Annotated in this window: 20 protein-coding genes and 1 pseudogene; 13 read left to right on the top strand and 8 right to left on the bottom strand. The window is 74.3% G+C overall.

The genetic code is table 11. The features are described from left to right. Positions 1-10: 10 nt before the first annotated feature. Positions 11-343 carry a hypothetical protein gene (locus IE217_RS18405; protein ID WP_190179138.1) on the bottom strand — a complete coding sequence of 111 codons (333 nt, stop codon included), beginning with the start codon at positions 341-343 and terminating at the stop codon, positions 11-13. A gap of 1,246 nt (positions 344-1,589) precedes the next feature. On the opposite strand from IE217_RS18405, the pseudogene IE217_RS35530 reads away from it, so the two are divergent. Further along, a pseudogene (locus IE217_RS35530) lies at positions 1,590-2,864 on the top strand (SWIM zinc finger family protein); the annotation flags it as partial. Positions 2,865-2,874: 10 nt separating this feature from the next. Here IE217_RS35530 and IE217_RS18415 read toward each other — a convergent pair. Next, entirely contained in the window at positions 2,875-3,822 is a 948-nt protein-coding gene (locus IE217_RS18415) for a hypothetical protein (protein ID WP_190178985.1), read from the bottom strand. Between the two features lie 349 nt (positions 3,823-4,171). Here IE217_RS18415 and IE217_RS18420 point away from each other — a divergent pair, with 349 nt between their 5' ends. From IE217_RS18420 to IE217_RS18450, 7 genes are read left to right on the top strand one after another with little or no spacing between them, the layout of a single operon-like run. Then, the gene (locus IE217_RS18420; RefSeq protein WP_190178986.1) at positions 4,172-4,645 is read left to right on the top strand and encodes a Na+/H+ antiporter subunit E; all 474 of its coding nucleotides are present in this window, start codon (positions 4,172-4,174) and stop codon (positions 4,643-4,645) included. Continuing rightward, positions 4,642-4,905, top strand: coding sequence for a monovalent cation/H+ antiporter complex subunit F (locus tag IE217_RS18425; RefSeq protein ID WP_190178987.1), 264 nt, complete (start codon positions 4,642-4,644; stop codon positions 4,903-4,905). The genes IE217_RS18420 and IE217_RS18425 overlap by 4 nt, the downstream gene beginning before the upstream one ends. Further along, entirely contained in the window at positions 4,902-5,213 is a 312-nt protein-coding gene (locus IE217_RS18430; protein ID WP_229865370.1) for a monovalent cation/H(+) antiporter subunit G, read from the top strand. The genes IE217_RS18425 and IE217_RS18430 overlap by 4 nt, the downstream gene beginning before the upstream one ends. Continuing rightward, on the top strand, positions 5,210-5,482 hold the full coding sequence (locus tag IE217_RS18435; protein ID WP_190178988.1) for a Na(+)/H(+) antiporter subunit B: 273 nt from the start codon (positions 5,210-5,212) through the stop codon (positions 5,480-5,482). Before IE217_RS18430 ends, IE217_RS18435 begins: the two co-directional genes overlap by 4 nt. Next, positions 5,479-6,249 (top strand): MnhB domain-containing protein, encoded by a 771-nt coding sequence (locus IE217_RS18440; protein ID WP_229865371.1) that lies wholly within the window; start codon positions 5,479-5,481, stop codon positions 6,247-6,249. The genes IE217_RS18435 and IE217_RS18440 overlap by 4 nt, the downstream gene beginning before the upstream one ends. A gap of 32 nt (positions 6,250-6,281) precedes the next feature. Beyond that, positions 6,282-6,593 carry a sodium:proton antiporter gene (locus IE217_RS18445; protein ID WP_373298064.1) on the top strand — a complete coding sequence of 104 codons (312 nt, stop codon included), beginning with the start codon at positions 6,282-6,284 and terminating at the stop codon, positions 6,591-6,593. 2 nt (positions 6,594-6,595) lie between these two features. Then, complete coding sequence (locus tag IE217_RS18450; RefSeq protein ID WP_229865372.1) at positions 6,596-8,437, top strand: complex I subunit 5 family protein; 1,842 nt, start codon at positions 6,596-6,598, stop codon at positions 8,435-8,437. 160 nt (positions 8,438-8,597) lie between these two features. Here the strand turns inward: IE217_RS18450 and IE217_RS18455 are convergent, their stop codons facing one another. The 5 genes from IE217_RS18455 to IE217_RS18475 form a co-directional block, all read right to left on the bottom strand. Then, positions 8,598-8,858 (bottom strand): SCO5918 family protein, encoded by a 261-nt coding sequence (locus IE217_RS18455; protein ID WP_190178990.1) that lies wholly within the window; start codon positions 8,856-8,858, stop codon positions 8,598-8,600. 67 nt (positions 8,859-8,925) lie between these two features. Then, entirely contained in the window at positions 8,926-9,333 is a 408-nt protein-coding gene (locus IE217_RS18460; protein WP_190178991.1) for a CBS domain-containing protein, read from the bottom strand. Positions 9,334-9,409: 76 nt separating this feature from the next. Next, positions 9,410-10,927 (bottom strand): DEAD/DEAH box helicase, encoded by a 1,518-nt coding sequence (locus tag IE217_RS18465; RefSeq protein WP_229865374.1) that lies wholly within the window; start codon positions 10,925-10,927, stop codon positions 9,410-9,412. A gap of 248 nt (positions 10,928-11,175) precedes the next feature. Next, positions 11,176-11,382, bottom strand: a complete 207-nt coding sequence (locus IE217_RS18470; RefSeq protein ID WP_020943091.1) for a cold-shock protein — start codon at positions 11,380-11,382, stop codon at positions 11,176-11,178. A gap of 321 nt (positions 11,383-11,703) precedes the next feature. Continuing rightward, a complete protein-coding gene (locus tag IE217_RS18475; protein ID WP_190178992.1) occupies positions 11,704-12,138 on the bottom strand; it encodes a DUF5994 family protein in 435 nt (144 codons plus the stop codon). 337 nt (positions 12,139-12,475) lie between these two features. Between IE217_RS18475 and IE217_RS18480 the strand changes: the two genes are divergently transcribed. After that, positions 12,476-12,964, top strand: a complete 489-nt coding sequence (locus IE217_RS18480) for a GNAT family N-acetyltransferase (protein WP_190178993.1) — start codon at positions 12,476-12,478, stop codon at positions 12,962-12,964. 58 nt (positions 12,965-13,022) lie between these two features. Here the strand turns inward: IE217_RS18480 and IE217_RS18485 are convergent, their stop codons facing one another. Next, positions 13,023-13,409: an ArsR/SmtB family transcription factor gene (locus IE217_RS18485; RefSeq protein ID WP_190178994.1), complete on the bottom strand. Its 387-nt coding sequence runs from the start codon at positions 13,407-13,409 to the stop codon at positions 13,023-13,025. Between the two features lie 132 nt (positions 13,410-13,541). Between IE217_RS18485 and IE217_RS18490 the strand changes: the two genes are divergently transcribed. The 4 genes from IE217_RS18490 to IE217_RS18505 all read left to right on the top strand — a co-directional run bounded on the left by IE217_RS18490 (position 13,542) and on the right by IE217_RS18505 (position 17,412). After that, positions 13,542-15,527, top strand: a complete 1,986-nt coding sequence (locus tag IE217_RS18490; protein ID WP_190178995.1) for a heavy metal translocating P-type ATPase — start codon at positions 13,542-13,544, stop codon at positions 15,525-15,527. Then, on the top strand, positions 15,524-15,922 hold the full coding sequence (locus IE217_RS18495) for a (2Fe-2S) ferredoxin domain-containing protein (protein ID WP_190178996.1): 399 nt from the start codon (positions 15,524-15,526) through the stop codon (positions 15,920-15,922). The genes IE217_RS18490 and IE217_RS18495 overlap by 4 nt, the downstream gene beginning before the upstream one ends. A 152-nt stretch (positions 15,923-16,074) precedes the next feature. Then, positions 16,075-16,461 (top strand): BlaI/MecI/CopY family transcriptional regulator, encoded by a 387-nt coding sequence (locus IE217_RS18500; RefSeq protein ID WP_190178997.1) that lies wholly within the window; start codon positions 16,075-16,077, stop codon positions 16,459-16,461. 15 nt (positions 16,462-16,476) lie between these two features. Next, positions 16,477-17,412: a M56 family metallopeptidase gene (locus IE217_RS18505; RefSeq protein ID WP_190178998.1), complete on the top strand. Its 936-nt coding sequence runs from the start codon at positions 16,477-16,479 to the stop codon at positions 17,410-17,412. The last annotated feature ends 154 nt before the right edge of the window (positions 17,413-17,566 follow it).

Below are 17,566 nucleotides of genomic sequence, written 5' to 3' on the forward strand. Positions count from 1 at the left end.
ACGCGGCCCGTCACGCCCTACGCGCCGCCCGCCAACGCCCCACCTCCTCCCGTCCCGCAGAGCCGACCAGCGCCGCCACCGAACCCGACGGCCGCTCCGACACGGCCGAGCCCAGCACCCCGGGCACCACCGAGACTCCGGACACCCTGGGCACCCCGAAGACTCCGGACACCACCGACACCCTGGGCACCCCGAAGACTCCGGGCACCACCGACACCCTGGGCACCCCGAAGACTCCGGGCACCACCGACACCCTGGGCACCCCGAAGACTCCGGGCACCACCGACACCCTGGGCACCCCGAAGACTCCGGGCACCCCGGGCACGCCGGGAGCCACCGACACCCCGGGCACCTCGGAAACCGTCAGTGGCTTGGCGGCACCGGTCCGGGGCGGCGGCACGTCCGGTGGGGCTGGGGCGAGCCGCCTTGCCGGTGAGAGCGGCTCCGGGGGCCCGGCCGAGGCGGCGGACCGTCACGGTCCGGCCGACGCGCCCGACGCAGGCTGCACGGCCGGCGCGTCCGGTGCCGGTGGCCCGGCCGACGACGCCGGAAGCGGGCGCTCGGGCGGCGTGACCGGGGTTGGTGGTTCGTCCGGCATGACCGGGACCGCCTCCGCCCCCGCCCCGCCCGGTGCGGCCCCCGCCCACGCCCCCGCCCCGGCCGACGCGGCCCCCGCCCCTCGCCCGGCCGACGCGGCCCGGGCCGCATTGCGCGAGGCGGTGTCCGCCCGCCGTGCCGCACGTGCCCAGGCACCCGACGAGGAGGCCACGCCGACGGGGCCCACCGGGTCCGCATCGGTCGACGCGCCGCCGGGGCAGCCGGCGGAGAGCGGTGACGCCCAGGGCGCCTCGACCCGGCGGCCCCGAGAAACGGGCGCCGGACAGGCAACCGCGCTGTCTCCGACCGACCCGGCCGCCGCCGACTCAACCGCCCCCGCACCGCAGGGTGCTGAGGCTCCGCCCACCGGACGCCCCGGCGATGCCGCGCGTGAGGCGCTGCGGGCCGCGCTGGCCCGGCGTGACGCGCAGGCGGAGCGGGAGCCCCACGCGGCCGCGACCGGCAGACGTGCCGCCGACGCCCCAGCCAAGCAGCGGCCCGACACCCCGGGCACGAGGCTCACCGGCGCCGCCACGCGGCCCCCCGGCACCCCGCCGTCCGGTGCCGTCGACACTCCGGACACGAGACCCACCGGCGCCGCCCCGCGGCCCACCGGTACCCAGCCATCCCGTGCCGCCGACACCCCGGGTGCGCGGGCAGCCGACACGTCGGAGTCGCGGGCCACCGACACCCGGGGCGCTCGGCCCACGGAGACCCTGGGCACGCGGCCCACCGGCACCCCGTCATCCGCTGCCGCCGACACCCCGGGCACGCGCACCGGCGCCGCCACCGCGCGGCCCCCCGGCACTCCGCCACCCCGTGCCGTCGGCACCTCGGCCGGGCGGGGCACCGGAAGGCCGCCGGTGCGGCCCGCCGGTGCTCCGGCGGTGCCGTCCGCGAGTGCTCCGTCCGGGCCGTCCGCCGGTACCCCGGGCCCCCGGAGGGCCGAACTTGGTGCTGAGGGCGAGGCGGGTGGGCCCGTTGGGCCGTGGGTGCCGCGGAGTATGGCCGCGCCCGGGCGGGACGGGGAGCTTCGGCGTACGTTTCCGGCGTTGCCGGGGCGTGGGCCGGAAGAGGGCGGGCTCGCCGAGACGTGGTGGGGCAACGCGTGGGTCACCGCGTTGGAGGAGGGAGCGCTGGACTCGGCGCGGCTTGCGCGGGGGCGGGGCTACGCCGAGGCCGGGCACGTGGACGCGATCACCGTGACGCCGGGGCTGGTGCTGGCGTACGTGCGGGGCAGCCGCCCGCGGCCGTACCGGGTGCAGGTACGGCTGCGCACGCTGGACGACGCCGACTGGGACCGGTTCCTGGACGCCGCCGCCGAGCGGCCGGGACACATCGCCGCGTTGCTGGACAAGGAGATGCACCACTCCCTCGCCGACTGCGGCGTCCCCCTGCTGCCCGGCCCCGGCGACCTGGACCCCCACTGCAGCTGCCCCGACCGCGGCCACCCCTGCAAGCACGCGGCCGCCCTCTGCTACCAGACGGCACGTCTGCTGGACGCCGACCCCTTCGTGCTGCTGCTCCTGCGCGGCCGGGGCGAGCGCGCCCTGCTCGACGCCCTCTCCCGCCGCAGCGCCACCCGCGCCGCCCGCGACGCCCAGGACAAGGAGGCCGCGCCGCTCCCCGGGGTGCGCGCCGCCGGCGTACTGGCACCGCGCCGCCTGCCGCCCCTGCCCGCACCGCTGCCCCCGCCCCCGCACCCCGAGCAGCCGCCGGCGTACCCGGCGGTGCCGGGCGGCCCCGACGCCTTCGCGCTGGACCAGCTGGCCACCGACGCGGCCGCCCGGGCCCACGCCCTGCTCACCACCGGACGGGACCCGGTCGGCGGGCTGACGCTGTGGCAGGACGCGGTGCGCCTGGCCGCCGCGCGCCCCGGCTCGGGACTGACCGCCGCGACCCGCTCGCTGTACGCCTCCCTCGCCTCGGCCACCGGCCGCACCCCCGCCGACCTCGCCCGCGCGGTGGCCGCCTGGCGGCAGGGGGGCCTGGAGGGGCTGGCCGTCCTGGAGGAGACGTGGGATCCCCCGGCCGGCCGTTTCGACCGGGCACGCCCGCTGCTCCTGGCCGCCGACCTGCCCGCCTTCCGCCCCCGGCACAACCGGCTCACCCACCCCCGCGGCCATCTCCAGCTCCGCCTGGGCCGTGACGGACTGTGGTACGCCTACGAGTCGGAGCCGGGCCGCGACGACTGGTGGCCCCGCGGCACCCCGGACCTGGACCCGGTGGGCGCCCTGACCGGACTCGCCACCCCGGGCGACCTCTGACCCCGGCGGCTCAACCCGCCTTGCCGCGCGCCGACTCGAACACGGCCACGGGGTCCCCGTCGTTGCGCCACGGCCAGTCGGTGACCTTGCCGTCGATGGCCTCGAAGACGGGGGCGGACTCGCGTCGCCGCCCGGCCGCGGTCAGGGCGTAGGCGAGCAGGTTGAAGTCGGCGACGGCGGCAGCGTGGGAGAAGAACGACGGCTGGGGCCAGGTGACCCTTGCCCGGTCGAGGAGTTCGGCCGCCTGCGGCCCCCTCCAGTGGTTGCCGGCGAGCAGCCCCATCGCGCCCCCGCGGGCCACGGCGGAGTGGTACTGCATGACGTGGGCGGTGAGTTCGACGGCGGCGCACGGGGCGTTCGCCGGCATGTGGGTCCGCACCGAGTCGACGAACTCCAGGAGTTGGGGGAGTGAACCGGCTTCGCGCGGGCTCAGATAGGCGAGCATGCTCAAGTACGCCTCGCGGTGCCAGCGGTCGCGCGCGACTATCTCGTTCCAGATCGCGAAGACGTCCGCGCGCGCATACCCCTCCAGACGCGCCACGTTGAGCATCACCACCCACGGCGTCGGATCCTGCGGCGCGAGTTCGCCCGCCAGCAGGCACCGCTTCCACACGGCGGAGGCGTCCGCCAACCCGCCCTCGGAGCGGCCCTGTTCCAGGTCGGCCCACGAACACAGCACCAGGGCGTCCGCGTTGCGCGGCTCCCGTTTCGCCCATGTGGCCGGCAGGTACGACTCGTGCAGGAAACCGGCGAGGACGGACAGCCGGTGCGCCCGGCGGTCGAAGTCGTCGGGCTCCTCCCGCAGGAGGCGGGCGATCTGCGCCACGCACAGGTCCGCCGTTCCCGCCGTGCTCGACCGGGCCGTCGACACCAGACGCTTCAGGAGCTTGCCCAGATCGGCGTCGTCGAGTTCCGGGGCAAGGCGTGAACTCCTGCCGCGGCGTGAGAGGAATGGCATGTGCGCATGCTAGAAGTGGCACAACCTCCCACAAGGCGCGCACCTGGATCGTTACCGGAATGCCTGCCGCGAACCGGCTACCCGTCCGTACCGCGAGACGCCCATCCACGACCGGCATGCACGACCGGCATGCACGACCGGCTCAACGACCAGCGTCCACGGTCGGAGTCCAGGACCGGCGTCCATGACCGGCATCCGGGCGGCGTTCGCGCGGCATTCGGGTGAGTGCGCCGTCGTAGTTGCGCCGTGAGCGCCCGCGCCGTGGCCAGGATGGTGGACGGAGCCGCATCCGCCAGGACGGCCACGGGAAGCGGACACGGCACGCGTACGTGCGGGCGGAGGTGCGGCGGTGATCCGAGTCGCCGAGCTGGTGTGGTGGTGGGCAGCCGCCGTCGGCGTCTGGCTGCTGACGCTGTCGTCCGTCAACGGGCAGGACCTGGTGGTCGCGGCCGCCTGCGGTCTGCCGGCCGCCGTGGCCGCGCGCTCCGGGCGGCGGGCCGTCGGCGGCTGCTGGCGGCCGCGGCCCGGATGGATCCGGTGGGCGGTCACGCTGCCGCCCTCGATCCTCGCCGACACCGCTCGGGTCTTCCGGACCGCCCTGCGCCACGCCCGCGACGAGCGCCCGCCCGGCCGCGTACGCGAGGTCGCGCTGCCGCACGACGCGCCGCAACCGGTGGCGGCGGCCCGCCGCGCGCTCGCCACCCTCGCGCTGTCGTCGACGCCGGGCGCCTACGTCGTCGACGACGACCCCGGAGGACACCGCCTGGTGGTGCACTCCCTGTCCGAGAGCACGTCCCCGACGGAGAAGGCGATCACCCGGTGAACGCATGGCTGATCGGCGCGCTGGCCCTGCTGGCCGGCGCCTTCGCGCCCGCCGCGCTGCTGACGGCGCGTGGCGAACCGACGGACCGGCTGATCGGGCTGGAGATCGGCGGCGTGGTCGTCGTGCTGTTCCTGCTGCTGCTGATCCAGGGGCTGGGGCAGCCGTCGTACCTCATCGTGCCGCTGGTGACGGTGCTGGTGTCGTTCGCCGGGACGCTCGTCTTCACCCGCCTGCTCGCGCCCACCGCGGACGAGCGGTGACCGGGCCCGCGCACATCGCCGCGCTGGTCTGCGAGACCGCGGGGACGGCGGTGGTCGTGGCCTCGGCCCTCGCCGCACTCGCCATGCGGCGCGCCTACAACCGCCTGCACTTCCTCACCCCCGTCACCTCGCTCGGCGCACCCCTGATCGCCGTGGCGCTGGTGCTGGAGAACGGCTGGGGGCTGACGGCCGGTCTCGACATCCTGATCGTGCTGCTGCTCGCGCTCAGCGCCCCCGCGCTCGGGGCGGCGACCGCCCGGGTGCTGGCGCAGCGCGCCGGCCTGATCGACGAGGACTCGCCGTCATGACGGTGCTGATCGCGGTGGCGCTCACCCTGGTCGCCGCGATCGGCGCGGTGGTGGTCGGCACCCACTCGCCGGAACGGCAGGCGGTCGTCCTGTCAATGTTCGGGATGGCGCTGACCGTCCTGTTCGTGACCGTGCAGGCGCCCGACGTGGCGCTCTCCCAACTGGGCGTGGGCGCGGCGCTGGTCCCGCTGATGGTGATGCTCGCCATCCGCCGGATCCGCCGCGACCAGCGGGGCGACGAGCGCCGGCCCGGAAAGGACGAGGAGTGAGCGAACGCGGCCGTCTCGCCGTCTACCTGCCGGCCGCCCTGGCGCTCGCCGCGCTGCTGGTCCTCGCCTTCCTGCGGATGCCCGCCTTCGGCGGGACCGTCCACCTGTACCGCGACCTCGCGGTGCCGGCGGCGGTCCGTCACGTCACGGCGAACGTGGTCTCGGCGGTCAACTTCGACCAGCGCGCCCTGGACACCCTGGGCGAGGAGAGCATCCTGCTCGGCTCGGTGGTCGGGGTGGCGGCGCTGCTGCGTCCCGCCCAGCGCGAGAGCGAGCGGCGCCCCCCGCGCACCGGGCGGACGCTGGAGTCGACGGGACTGCTGGGATACCTGCTGCTGCCCGTCACCCTGATCGTCGGCTTCGACGTGGTGGCCCACGGTCAGCTGACCCCGGGCGGCGGCTTCCAGGGCGGCGTCGTGCTGGCGACCGGCATCCACCTGCTCTACCTCGCCGGCAGCTACCGGGCCCTGGAGCGGCTGCGGCCGGTGGAGGTGTTCGACGCGGGGGAGGCCCTCGGCGCCGGGATGTTCACCGTACTCGGCCTGATCGGCGTCCTCGCCGGGACCGCGTTCCTGCAGAACTTCCTGCCCATGGGCTCCTTCGGCGCCCTGTTCTCGGCGGGGACGGTCCCGGTGCTCAACGCGCTCGTCGGGGTCGAGGTGGCCTGCGGGGCCGTCGTCCTGCTCACCCACTTCTTCACCGAGGACCTCACCGTCTCCGTCGCCGAGCAGGACGACGGCAGCCACCAAGGGAGCGAGAAGGAGTGAGTATCTACCCGTACTGCGTCGCGGCCTGGCTGATGCTGGCCGGGGCGTACGGCATCGTCCGCAGCCGCAACATGGTGCACGCGGTCGTCTGCCTGTCCGTGTGCCAGTCCGGTACGTACGTGCTGCTGCTCGCCGTCGGCTACCAACACGGCGCGACCGCACCGGTGTTCGGCTCGACCACCACGCCCAACCGCAACGTGGTCGACCCCGTGGTGCAGGCGATGACCCTCACCGACATCGTCGTCTCGGCCACCGTCACCGCCCTGCTCCTCGCACTGGCCATCCAGGTCAACAAGCGGCAGCGCACGGTCGATCCCAACGAGCTCGTCGCACTGAAGGGCTGAGCGTGGCCCACACCGCCGTCAATCTGCTGCCGTTCCTCGTCGCCCTGCCGATCGTCGTCGCCTGCCTGCTGATCGCCCTGGGCAGCAGGCTGCCCCACGCGGCACTGGACGCCCTCGCCATCTGCTGCGCCCTGGCCGTGACCGCCTGTGCCGGACTCGTCCTGGCCCAGGCGGCGGGCGGGCGGACGGTGGCCTGGCAGGGCGCCTGGCAGCCCGCGCGCGGCCTCGGCGTGGGCATCCCGCTCGTCGCGGACGCCATGAGCGGCGGCCTGGCCGTGCTCATCGGCGGCCTTGTCAGCTGCGCCCTGCTGTTCAGCCGGCGCCACTACCCGGCCGTGCACGGGTACTTCCACGCGCTGATGCTGCTCTTCCTCGCCGGCATGGAGGGCTTCAGCCTGTCCGGCGACGTCTTCGACATGTTCGTCTTCTTCGAGCTGATGGGCGCGGTCGCGTACGCGCTGACCGGGCTGAAGATCGAGGACCCCACGTCGGTGCAGGGCGGCCTCAACTTCGCCATCGTCAACTCGCTCGGCGCGTACCTGTCCCTGGCCGGGGTCGGCATCCTGTACTCCCGCTTCGGCCAGCTCGGCCTGCCCCAGCTCGGCCGGCTGCTCGACGGCCGGCGGCCCGACGCCCTGGTCGTGGCGGCCTTCGTGCTGATCCTCACCGGCTTCCTGGTCAAGGCAGCCCTGGTGCCCTTCCACTTCTGGCTCGCCGACGCCCACGCGGTCGCCCTCGCCCCGGTGTGCGTGCTGTTCTCCGGCGTCATGGTGGAGCTCGGCCTGTACGGCGCGGCCCGGGTGTACTGGGTGGTCTTCTCCTCCTCCCTCCCGCACGACGACATCCGCCGCGCCTTCCTCGTCCTCGGCACCCTGGCGGCCCTGACGGGCGCGCTGATGTGCTTCCTCCAGCGCCACCTCAAGCGCCTGCTGGCCTACTCGACGATCGCGCACGTGGGGCTGTTCACCCTCGGCTTCGCCTGCGTCGACGCCGACGGTACGGCCGGGGCCGCGCTGTACGCGGCCGGGCACGCCGGGGTGAAGGCGGCGCTGTTCCTGCTCGTGGGCATCCTGCTGGCCCAGCACGGCAACGTGGACGAGTTCGCCCTGCACGGCCGCGGCCGCAAGGCCGGCCTCGCCACCTGGCTCTACTTCGCCGCGGCCCTCGGCCTGGCCGGACTGCCCCCGTTCGGGACCGGGTTGGGCAAGGCCGTCACCGAGGACGCCCTGACGGCCGCCGGCTACCCGTGGGCGCCGGCGGTGTTCGTGCTCGTCTCCGCCGTGACGGGCGCCGCGGTGCTGCGGGCCGGCATGCGCGTCTACTTCGGATGGGGGGCCGTCCGCGAGGACGCCGACGGCGACGGCTCCGGCGAGCAGACCACGGGCTCCCAGGAGGAACGGGAGACCGAGCCGCTGCGCACCGTGCCCCGCACGATGTTCACCGCCATCACGGTCCTCGTTCTCGGCTCCCTGGTGCTCGGGGTCCTCCCGCACGCCGGCGCCGCCTTCGGACACGCGGCCGAGGCGTTCACCGACCAGGCCGCCTACGTCGCGCGGGCCCTGTCCCTGCCCGTCCCGCACCGCACGCCGTCGCCCCTGCACACCGACTGGACCGCCTCCGGGGCAGGTCTCGACGTCCTGTCCGTCGTCCTCGCGGTGGCCCTCGCCGCCCAGGCCGTCTGGGGACCGCGCCCGTTGCGCGACGTACATCCCCTGATGCGCGCCGCCTCGACGGCCCGCGCGGGACTGCGCCGCCTGCACTCCGGCCACGTCGGCGACTACGTGGCCTGGCTGGCCCTGGGCGTGGCCGCCCTGGCCGCCCTGGTGGGCCTGCCCCTGCTCTGAGTTCGGGAACAGCCGGCCCGCCCGCGCCGCTGCCCGGCGCCCTCGGTTCGGCGGACCGTACGAGGCCGGTTACGGCCCGGCGGCTCATCGCCGAACCGCCGACCCCTACGGACCTGTTCGCGCGTCCGGTCCGCCACCCGCCGGGCGTTTCCTCGGCGGCTCAGGCGTCCCAGGCCGGCTTGGCCGGACGTGCCTCGTGGCAGGTGAAGCCGAGTCGGGTCAGTGCCCGGCGCATCTCGCCCGTGGTGAAGTCCCGGCGGTTCTGTCTGGTGATCACTTCCCCGACCTGCATCACGGGGTACACGCGGCGGCCGACGGTCACGGACACGCCGGTGACGGGCTCGGGCGTGACGCCGCTCATGGACTGTTCGACCTCACTCTTGATCAGGTCGAAGGGGAATCTGGCGATGACACAGCGCATGGCTGCCTCCACAGGGGTCGGGACGAACACCGGAGAGGCCGACCGCTCGACGGCGGCCGGACGACGGTCAGGGCGTGAGGGCGAGCACGCCCAGGGCGTAGCCGTGTTCGTCGATGACGGGGGACACGTCCAGCGTCCGGATCCGCATGGCGGCCTCCGCGTCACCGAGCACCGACGTGGACGAGGTGAACGGCCCGCGGTCGAGTGGGATGTCCCGCAGCCGGGTCCGGTCGGTGTACCACGAGCCGACGCGGTGCGCCGCGAGCTGGGCCCGGGTGACCAGTCCCACGCACCGGCCGTCCTCGTCCCGGAGGAGCAGATGCGGGACGCGCGCACCGATGAGGACGGACAGGGCCACGTCGACCGCCGTCTGATCGTCGACCTGCGGCCCGGGAGCGCCCATGGCGTCGCGGGCGGTCAGACCGGTGCCGTCGGCGCTGTCGGGCCGCTGTGCCGGGGGCGGAAACGTCGTCAAGGGCTTCTCCTCTTCGTTGGGGCGGGCAGGACGTAAGGCGGCTCGTTCCGACCGTGGGGAGCGCTTCCCGGGCGAGCTATGCGTCGTTCTTCGGTGCGGCCTGACGGCCCCGGGCGGCGGCCCGGCCTCTTCCGCCACGGCCGGCGCCCTGGCCGCTCCTCCCACGGCCGGTGGCCCGGCTCCGGTGGTCCCGGCCGACGGCTCGCGTGTTCCCGGGCCGTTCTTCGACCGGCGCGGCGAGGACGACGGGCACGCCGGAGGGGGTCCGGGCGCCGGTGATGCGGTGCAGCTCGGCCTCGCCGGGGCGGACTTGCACCGTGCTCGGAGCGATTCCGGCGTCACCCATCAGACGGTCCACCGCGCGCCTCTGGTGCGGCAGCACGAGGGTGACGACGGTGCCGGACTCGCCGGCGCGTGCGGTACGGCCGCCGCGGTGGAGGTAGTCCTTGTGGTCGGCGGGAGGGTCCACGTTCACGACGAGGTCGAGGCCCGTGACGTGGATGCCGCGGGCGGCGACGTTGGTGGCCACCAGGACCGTGACGTGTCCGTCCTTGAACTGCGCCAGCGTCCGGTTGCGCTGCGACTGGGACTTGCCGCCGTGCAGCGCCGAGGCGCGTACCCCGACGGACAGCAGGTGCTTGGTGAGCCGGTCCACCGCGTGCTTGGTGTCCAGGAACAGTAGCGAGCGTCCGTCGCGGGCGGCGATCTCGGTCGCGGCGGTGTCCTTGTCGGCGTCGCGCACGTGCAGCAGGTGGTGCTCCATGGTGGTGACGGCTCCCGCGGACGGGTCGACCGAGTGCACCACGGGGTCGTGGAGGTAGCGGCGTACGAGGAGGTCGATGTTGCGGTCCAGCGTGGCTGAGAACAGCAACCGCTGGCCGCTCGCCGGCACTTGGTCGAGCAGCGCGGTGACCTGCGGCGTGAACCCCATGTCGGCCATCTGGTCGGCCTCGTCCAGTACGGTGACGGCGACCTGGTCCAGTCGGCAGGCCCGCCGCTCGATGAGGTCCCTGAGACGGCCGGGCGTCGCCACGACGACCTCTGCGCCGTCGCGCAGTGCTCTCACCTGGCGGCCCGCCGGCATGCCGCCCACCACGGTGGCCAGCCGCAGCCGCAGGGCGCGGGCGTAGGGGGTGAGCGCGTCGGTGACCTGCTGGGCCAGTTCCCGGGTGGGGACGAGGACGAGGGCGAGCGGCTGCCGGGACTGGGCCCGCTGTCCGTCCAGACGGGCCAGCAGGGGCAGGCCGAAGGCGAGCGTCTTGCCCGAGCCCGTCCGGCCCCGGCCCAGGACGTGCCGGCCGGCCAGTGCGTTCGGCAGCGTGGCCGCCTGGATCGGGAAGGGCACGGTCACGCCCTCGGTGCGGAGCGCGGCCAGCAGCCTTTCGGGCATGTCCAGTTCGGCGAACGTCTCGACCGCGGGCAGCGGCTCGGTGAGGGTGACCGGCAGGGCGAACTCCTGCCGGCGCGGGGCGGCCGAGCGTGCGCCCGGAGCGGTCCGCCGTCCGGTGGCCGGGCGGGGACCCTGGCGGCCCGTGCCCTGCCTACGGGAGCGGCTGCCGGAAGCGGTGGCGGTGTGACGGGGGGTACGGTTCAAGGAAGAACCTTTCCTCGATGCGGCGTATCGAGGAATTCCGTCCAGCGGCGATGACCGCACGAGGATTCGCAAGATTGAGCCGAAGAAAAAAGAGCCGGGCCTCGTGGCTGCACGCCGGAGCGGAGACGGGCGGCGGTCCGGAAAATCCGGAAAACGGAAAAATCAATGGGCTGGGGCCCGTACCCCAAGAGCACGGGCCCCAGCCACATGATGCGCGAACCACTGGCTCGCGACGACTCGCGTCAGCGTCAGGCGGGAACGATGTTCTCGGCCTGCGGGCCCTTCTGGCCCTGCGTGACGTCGAAGCTGACCTTCTGGCCTTCCTGAAGCTCGCGGAAGCCTCCGTTGCTGATGATGTTCGAGTAGTGGGCGAACACGTCAGCGCCGCCGCCCTCCTGCTCGATGAAGCCGAAGCCCTTTTCCGCGTTGAACCACTTCACGGTGCCAGATGCCATATTGAATCTCCCTTGGGGGGCAGTGTCGGACTCCGCACTTCACGGAGCCGAGTCGCCGCGATGATCACCCCTCCGGAAAGATCCGGAAAGCTCTGCAAAGAAAAAAATCTCTGGTAACCAAAACTGCAACTGCGCTCACATTAACACAGGCCGGGCGGAGACGGCCACGCGTTTTCGTGGGGGCGGTGCATTTTCTGGCGCGGCGGGGCCGCGTATATGCGCCGTGCTCGTCCGGCTTCCGGCGTATTTCTCGGTTCGGACGCGGGGTAGCCTCCGGCGGCCAGGGGTCGGGCCAGAGGCGCGCCAAGGGGCCGGCGTGCCTTACTCCGCCGCCCCCTTCGCGCCCCCGAGGCGGTCGGCCTCGGCGAGGGCCAGCATGCGCGCGGCGGTCAGCGGGTTCTCCGGGTCGGCCGCGGCGACCAGCAGCCGGGCGGCCGTTCCGGCCGGCTCATCCGGCGGAACGACCAGGAGCACCCAGCGTCCCGCGGAGCCGCAGTCGAGGGAGATGACGTGCGTCTCACCTCCGGGGCCGGCCGGCTCCACGGCGATCACCCGGCCGGGCGCCATGACGGTGCTCGGGGTGTCGGGCCATGCGGCGGGGTCCACGGTGACCCTTATCGCCGTCTCGAGGTCCGGCTCCAAGGAGCCCACCAGCGAGGGGAGTTCGAGTTCCAGCGCATCGCAGCGCGGCCACCAGGCCCCGTCCAGCGGGCCGTGGCCGACGTCGGTGGTGAGGGCCAAGCGGGGCGTGGGCATGCGATACGTGTGCGCGTCGGCCGGGAATGCGCCTTCGGCCGGAGTTCCGCCGGGTTCCATCGTGAGGTCCCGTCCCGGGAGCCGTGGGCCGGCTGCCCGTTTCGTCACTCGCCGGGAACGGCACCGCCGGTCGCGCTGCGCGAAAAGCTCTCGGTGCGTCGAGGGTACCTCCGGACGAGGGGGCTCCGGCACCGGTTCCGCTCTTGGCGGCCGGCGGCGCAGGGTCGGCGCTGGTCCGCGCCCGGAGGCAGGGGTCGGCCCATGAGCGCGCACATGTTCCTTCGAGGGGCCGGCCCCTCGTACCGAGGCACCCCGCCCGGTGCGAAATACTCTCCCGGTGAGTTCGCGCACCTCTCCGGCCAGTGAGCCGGTCACGATACGCAGGGCCGTCGCGCGGGACGCCAAACGGCTCACACGGCTCGTGCGCGGCTCGGGCGCCTACGAGGGCGAGTACGCGTCCCTGGTCGCGGGCTACCGGGTCGGCCCCGACTACATCGAGGCCCACCGCACCTTCGTGGCCGTCGGCGCCGGCGAGCACGGGAGCCGCATCCTCGGGTTCTACTCGCTCGTCCTCGCTCCACCGGAGCTCGACCTGCTGTTCGTCGCCGACGAAGCGCAAGGCCGGGGTATCGGACGACTGCTCGTCGAGCACATGCGGTCCGAGGCCCGTGCCGCCGGACTCGACCGCGTCATGGTCGTGTCGCACGTTCCCGCCGAGGACTTCTACCACCGCGTCGGCGCCGTACGGGTCGGAACCGCCCTCGCGAACCCGCCCGCCGTCCTGTGGGACCGTCCCGAATTCGAGTTCCGCATTCCTCCGGAATGACGCGGTGTGCCGGTTGGCCGGGCGCAACCCGCTTCCCCCGGGCCTCTCTTCACCGAGTTCAGCGGACCCCGGTCGCCGCCTCGGTGGCGGCCGGGGTGTCGCGCAGGCCGAGGCGCAGGTGCTCGACATGGTGGAGGGCCTGCTCCAGCAGGTCGGCCACGTGGTTGTCGTAGAGCGCGTAGATGACCGAGCGGCCCCGGCGTTCGGCCGTGACCAGGCCGAGGTTGCGCAGCAGCCGGAGCTGGTGGGAGCAGGCGGACTGTTCCATGCCGACGGCGTCGGCGAGTTCCGTCGCCGCGCACGGGCCCTCCTGCAGACGGGCCAGGATCCGCAGGCGGGACGGTGTGGCGAGCGCCTGGAGAGTGGTGGCCACGTCGGCGGCGCCCACGGTCTCCAGGCGCTCGCGCGCGGTGGCGGTGGTCTTTCCGTCAGCTCCGTGGCCCATGGCCTTCATCTTACGGAGAAGCGTCCATGAACGCATGAATGGGTCTTCATGCTGTCCTGTACGGTGGGAGGAGCGGCGCCGGTCTCCGGCTGTCCGCGAGAACGCCATGCCCTCGTGAAGGACTCGTCTGCGATGACCTCCACTCTCGCCCCGGCCCCCGCCGACCGGCACGCCCCCGCGCGCGACACCGTCGCACCCCGTCGCCGCACCCGTGTCCTCGCCCTCCCCGAGGCCCGCTGGGCGGCCGCCGCCCTCGTCCTGTTCCTGATCGCGCTGCCCTTGCAGCTGACCGGAGCCCCGGCGTGGACCTGGGGGCCGCTGTACGCCCTGACCTACGCGACCGGTGGCTGGGAGCCGGGCTGGGCGGGACTCCAGGCACTGCGGGGCAAGACGCTCGACGTGGACCTGCTGATGGTCGTCGCCGCCCTCGGGGCGGCGGCGATCGGGCAGGTGATGGACGGTGCGCTGCTCATCGTCATCTTCGCCACGTCCGGTGCGCTGGAGGCCCTCGCCACGGCGCGCACGGCCGACTCCGTACGGGGGCTGCTGGACCTCGCGCCGGCCACGGCCACCCGGGTCCACCCCGACGGCCGTGAGGAGACCGTCGCCATCGAGGAACTGGCCGTCGGCGACACGATCCTCGTACGGCCCGGCGAGCGCGTCGGAGCCGACGGCCGGGTGCTCGACGGCGTGAGCGACGTCGACCAGGCGACCATCACCGGTGAGCCGCTGCCCGTGACCAAGGAGAGGGAGGACGAGGTGTTCGCCGGCACCCTCAACGGCACCGGCGCCTTGCGCGTCCAGGTCGAGCGGGACGCCTCGGACACGGTGATCGCCCGGATCGTGCGCATGGTGGAGGAGGCGTCCGAGACCAAGGCGCCGACCCAGCTGTTCATCGAGAAGGTCGAACAGCGTTACTCGCTGGGCATGGTGGCCGCGACGCTGGCCGTCTTCCTCGTCCCGCTCGCCTTCGGCGCCGCCCTGACCGGCTCGCTGCTGCGGGCGATGACCTTCATGATCGTCGCCTCCCCGTGCGCGGTCGTGCTGGCGACCATGCCGCCGCTGCTGTCGGCGATCGCCAACTCCGGACGTCACGGCGTGCTGGTGAAGTCCGCCGTGGTCATGGAGCGGCTCGGCGAGGTGGACGCGGTGGCGCTCGACAAGACCGGCACGCTGACCGAGGGAACCCCGCGCGTCACCGACGTACGGCCGTTGACCGGCTCCGGACTGACCGAGGCGGATCTGCTGACGCTGGCCGCCGCCGCCGAACACCCCAGCGAGCACCCGCTGGGACGTGCCGTGGTGGAGGCGGCGCGCGAGCGCGGGCTCGCCCTGCCGGTGGCGGAGGACTTCGACTCCAGGCCCGGCATCGGCGTGACCGCCACCGTCGGCGGCCGCGCGCTCGCGATCGGCGCTCCCGCCCGGCTGCTCGCCGATGCCACCGAACCCGGCCCCGGCTTCGGGCCGGCCGCGGCTCTGGCGAGCGGACTCGAGGACGGGGGCCGCACCGCCGTCCTGGTCATGGCGGACGGCGCCCCGGTGGGCGTGCTCGGCATCGCCGACCGGCTGCGTGCGGACGCCGCCACGACGGTCTCCGCCCTGTCCTCCCTGACCGGAACCGCGCCCCTGCTGCTCACCGGAGACAACCCGCGCGCCGCCGCCCGCCTCGCGGCCGAGGCCGGCATCCAGGAGGTACGGGCCGGCCTGCTGCCGCAGGACAAGGTGAGCGCGGTCAGGGAACTGCAGGACAACGGGCGCAAGGCGATGGTCGTCGGCGACGGCGTCAACGACGCCCCGGCGCTCGCCGCCGCCCACACCGGCGTGGCGATGGGCCGCGCGGGCTCCGACCTCGCGCTGGAGACCGCCGACGCGGTGATCGTCCGCGACGAGCTCGCCACCGTGCCGGCCCTCATCTCCCTGTCCCGCAGCGCCCGGAGGCTCGTCGTGCAGAATCTGGTCATCGCCGGTGTCTTCATCGCCGGCCTGGTGGTGTGGGACCTGGCCGGCACCCTGCCGCTCCCGCTCGGTGTCGCGGGCCACGAGGGCTCCACGGTCATCGTCGGCCTGAACGGGCTGCGGCTGCTGCGCGAGGCGGCCTGGCGGCGGGCGGCCGGGTGAGCCGGCGGAAGGCGGCTCCCGCGCAGGCGGCTTCCCGGTGCACGGTGACCGTGTGCCGCGGCTGCTGCTGCGGCACCGAGAAGGTTCCCGGTGTCGACCACGCCGCCCAGCTGGCCGCTCTGAGGGCCGAACTGGCACCCGTCGCCCAGGTCCGCGCGGTGAACTGCCTCGACGCCTGCGAGCAGGCCAACGTCATCGTCGTACAGCCGTCGTCGGCCGGCCGGGCGGCGGGCGGCCGGCCGGTCTGGCTCGGGCTGGTCAACGACCCCGACGCGACCGCCGACATAGCCGCCTGGGTCCGTGACGGCGGCCCTGGTCTCGCCGAACCCCCCGACATCCTCGACCTGTACGAGTTCGGCCCGTCCCGCCGCGTGCGCCGGACCGTCGAGGACTGAGGGGGGCCGTGTCCGCTCGCGGTGCCGGTGCGGTGGGCAATGCGAGTGGAACGTGGTCACAGCCCTCGGGATTCCGGATGGCCCCTTTTCTACGTCTCGTAGTAGCTTGAGCGGTCCAGGACAACCTGGCCGGACAACGAGGGAGGTGCCGGGTGGCCGGCGGCAAGGACGGCCGGAGGGCGCCTGGGCGGCGTGCGCGGGGCGAGCTGGAGGGCGCGGTGCTGGCTGCCTTGTGGGCGGCCGACGGGCCGGTCACCGCGGCTGTGGTCCAGGAGCAGGTGCCCGACACCGCGTACACGACGCTGCTGACGATCCTGACGCGGCTGTGCGGCAAGGGGAGGGTGACCCGGCGCCGGGAGGGGCGCAGCTACGTGTACGCGCCCGTGGACGACCGGGCCGGGCACGCGGCGGCGGGGATGCACTCGCTGCTGGCCGAGGGCGGGGACCGTGCGGCGGTGCTGGCCCGGTTCGTCTCCGAGCTGTCGGCGCAGGACGAGCGGTTGCTGGAGCAGCTGCTGCACGGCGACTCCTCCGCCTGACCCTGGGGGCGAGGCGTGTTCTGGCCGGTGCCGATGTATCTGCCGCTGCTGGTGAGCGCGGTGCTGGCGCTGGGAGCGCCGTGGGCGGGCCGCCGGATGCCGCCGCGTGCGGGGGCGTGGGCCATGCTGTGCGCGGCGGTCGTGGCGGCCGGTACGTGGGTGACCGAGCTGGCGATTCTGGCGTTCACCGCGGTGGGCCAGGTGCCGCTGGTCGCGGCGCAGGGGCCGTGGTCGGTGAGCGCGCTGGCGGCGGAGGACCCGGTGAGCCGGAAGATCGCCGCAGTGTGCGCCGGGGTGATCCTGGTCCTGACGGTGAGTCTCACCCTCGCTTCCTGGCGCCGGGGCCGGGCGCTGGTCGATGCCTGGCGCGAGTGCCGGGACATCGCGGCGGGCGGGGACCTGGCCGTCGTCGACGACCCGGTGCCGGCCGCGTTCGCCGTGCTCGGCCTGCCGGGGCGGGTGGTCGTCTCCTCCGGGATGCTGAGGCTGCTGGACGGGCCGGAGCGTGGGGCCCTGCTCGCCCACGAGCGGGCTCACCTGAGGCATCGGCACCATGTCTTCTCACTGGTCCTGCACCTGACGACGGTGGTGAATCCGCTGCTGCGGTCGCTGGAGCGGGCGGGGGCCTTCGCCGTGGAGCGGTGGGCGGACGAGGAAGCCGGGGCCGCGGTGGGGGACCGGCGGGTCGTCGCCCGCGCGATCGCCCGGGCAGCCCTCGCGTCGAGCCGGGCCGGGCAGGCGGCACTGGCCGCGACCGGCGGGCCGGTGCCCCAACGCGTCCAGGCGCTGCTGGCTCCGCCGGTACGCCATCGCGTCGGCGTGATGGTGGCGTTCTCGGTCCTGATGGCGGCCTGCTGCGGGAGCCTGGCCGTCACGGCGCACGACACGGAGCGGCTGTTCGAGGCCGCGATGCACGCCCACGCGACCGCGGTGCGGGTGAGCGCGCGGTAAACGCGTTTCAGACTCTGTGCGCGCGTGCCGAACCGGGTTCGGCGCCGGCGGTCGTGCCGCCCGTGGCGCTGAGGCCCGGCAGCGTGACTGCCGGGCGCCGGCTCGAGGGGCATGAGGCGGCGGCGGAGGTGGCCAGGTCGCCCGTGGCGGAAGC

It is taken from the genome of Streptomyces naganishii JCM 4654, assembly GCF_014650575.1.
Classification (GTDB): Bacteria; Actinomycetota; Actinomycetes; order Streptomycetales; family Streptomycetaceae; genus Streptomyces; species Streptomyces naganishii.

Bases quoted from the DNA above. Each gene is read 5' to 3' on its own strand.
- IE217_RS18415 (WP_190178985.1), bottom strand. From the start codon at position 3,822: ATGCCATTCCTCTCACGCCGCGGCAGGAGTTCACGCCTTGCCCCGGAA.
- IE217_RS18435 (WP_190178988.1), top strand. From the start codon at position 5,210: ATGACGGTGCTGATCGCGGTGGCGCTCACCCTGGTCGCCGCGATCGGC.
- IE217_RS18445 (WP_373298064.1), top strand. From the start codon at position 6,282: ATGCTGGCCGGGGCGTACGGCATCGTCCGCAGCCGCAACATGGTGCAC.
- IE217_RS18455 (WP_190178990.1), bottom strand. From the start codon at position 8,858: ATGCGCTGTGTCATCGCCAGATTCCCCTTCGACCTGATCAAGAGTGAG.
- IE217_RS18470 (WP_020943091.1), bottom strand. From the start codon at position 11,382: ATGGCATCTGGCACCGTGAAGTGGTTCAACGCGGAAAAGGGCTTCGGC.
- IE217_RS18475 (WP_190178992.1), bottom strand. From the start codon at position 12,138: ATGCCCACGCCCCGCTTGGCCCTCACCACCGACGTCGGCCACGGCCCG.
- IE217_RS18485 (WP_190178994.1), bottom strand. From the start codon at position 13,409: ATGGGCCACGGAGCTGACGGAAAGACCACCGCCACCGCGCGCGAGCGC.
- IE217_RS18490 (WP_190178995.1), top strand. From the start codon at position 13,542: ATGACCTCCACTCTCGCCCCGGCCCCCGCCGACCGGCACGCCCCCGCG.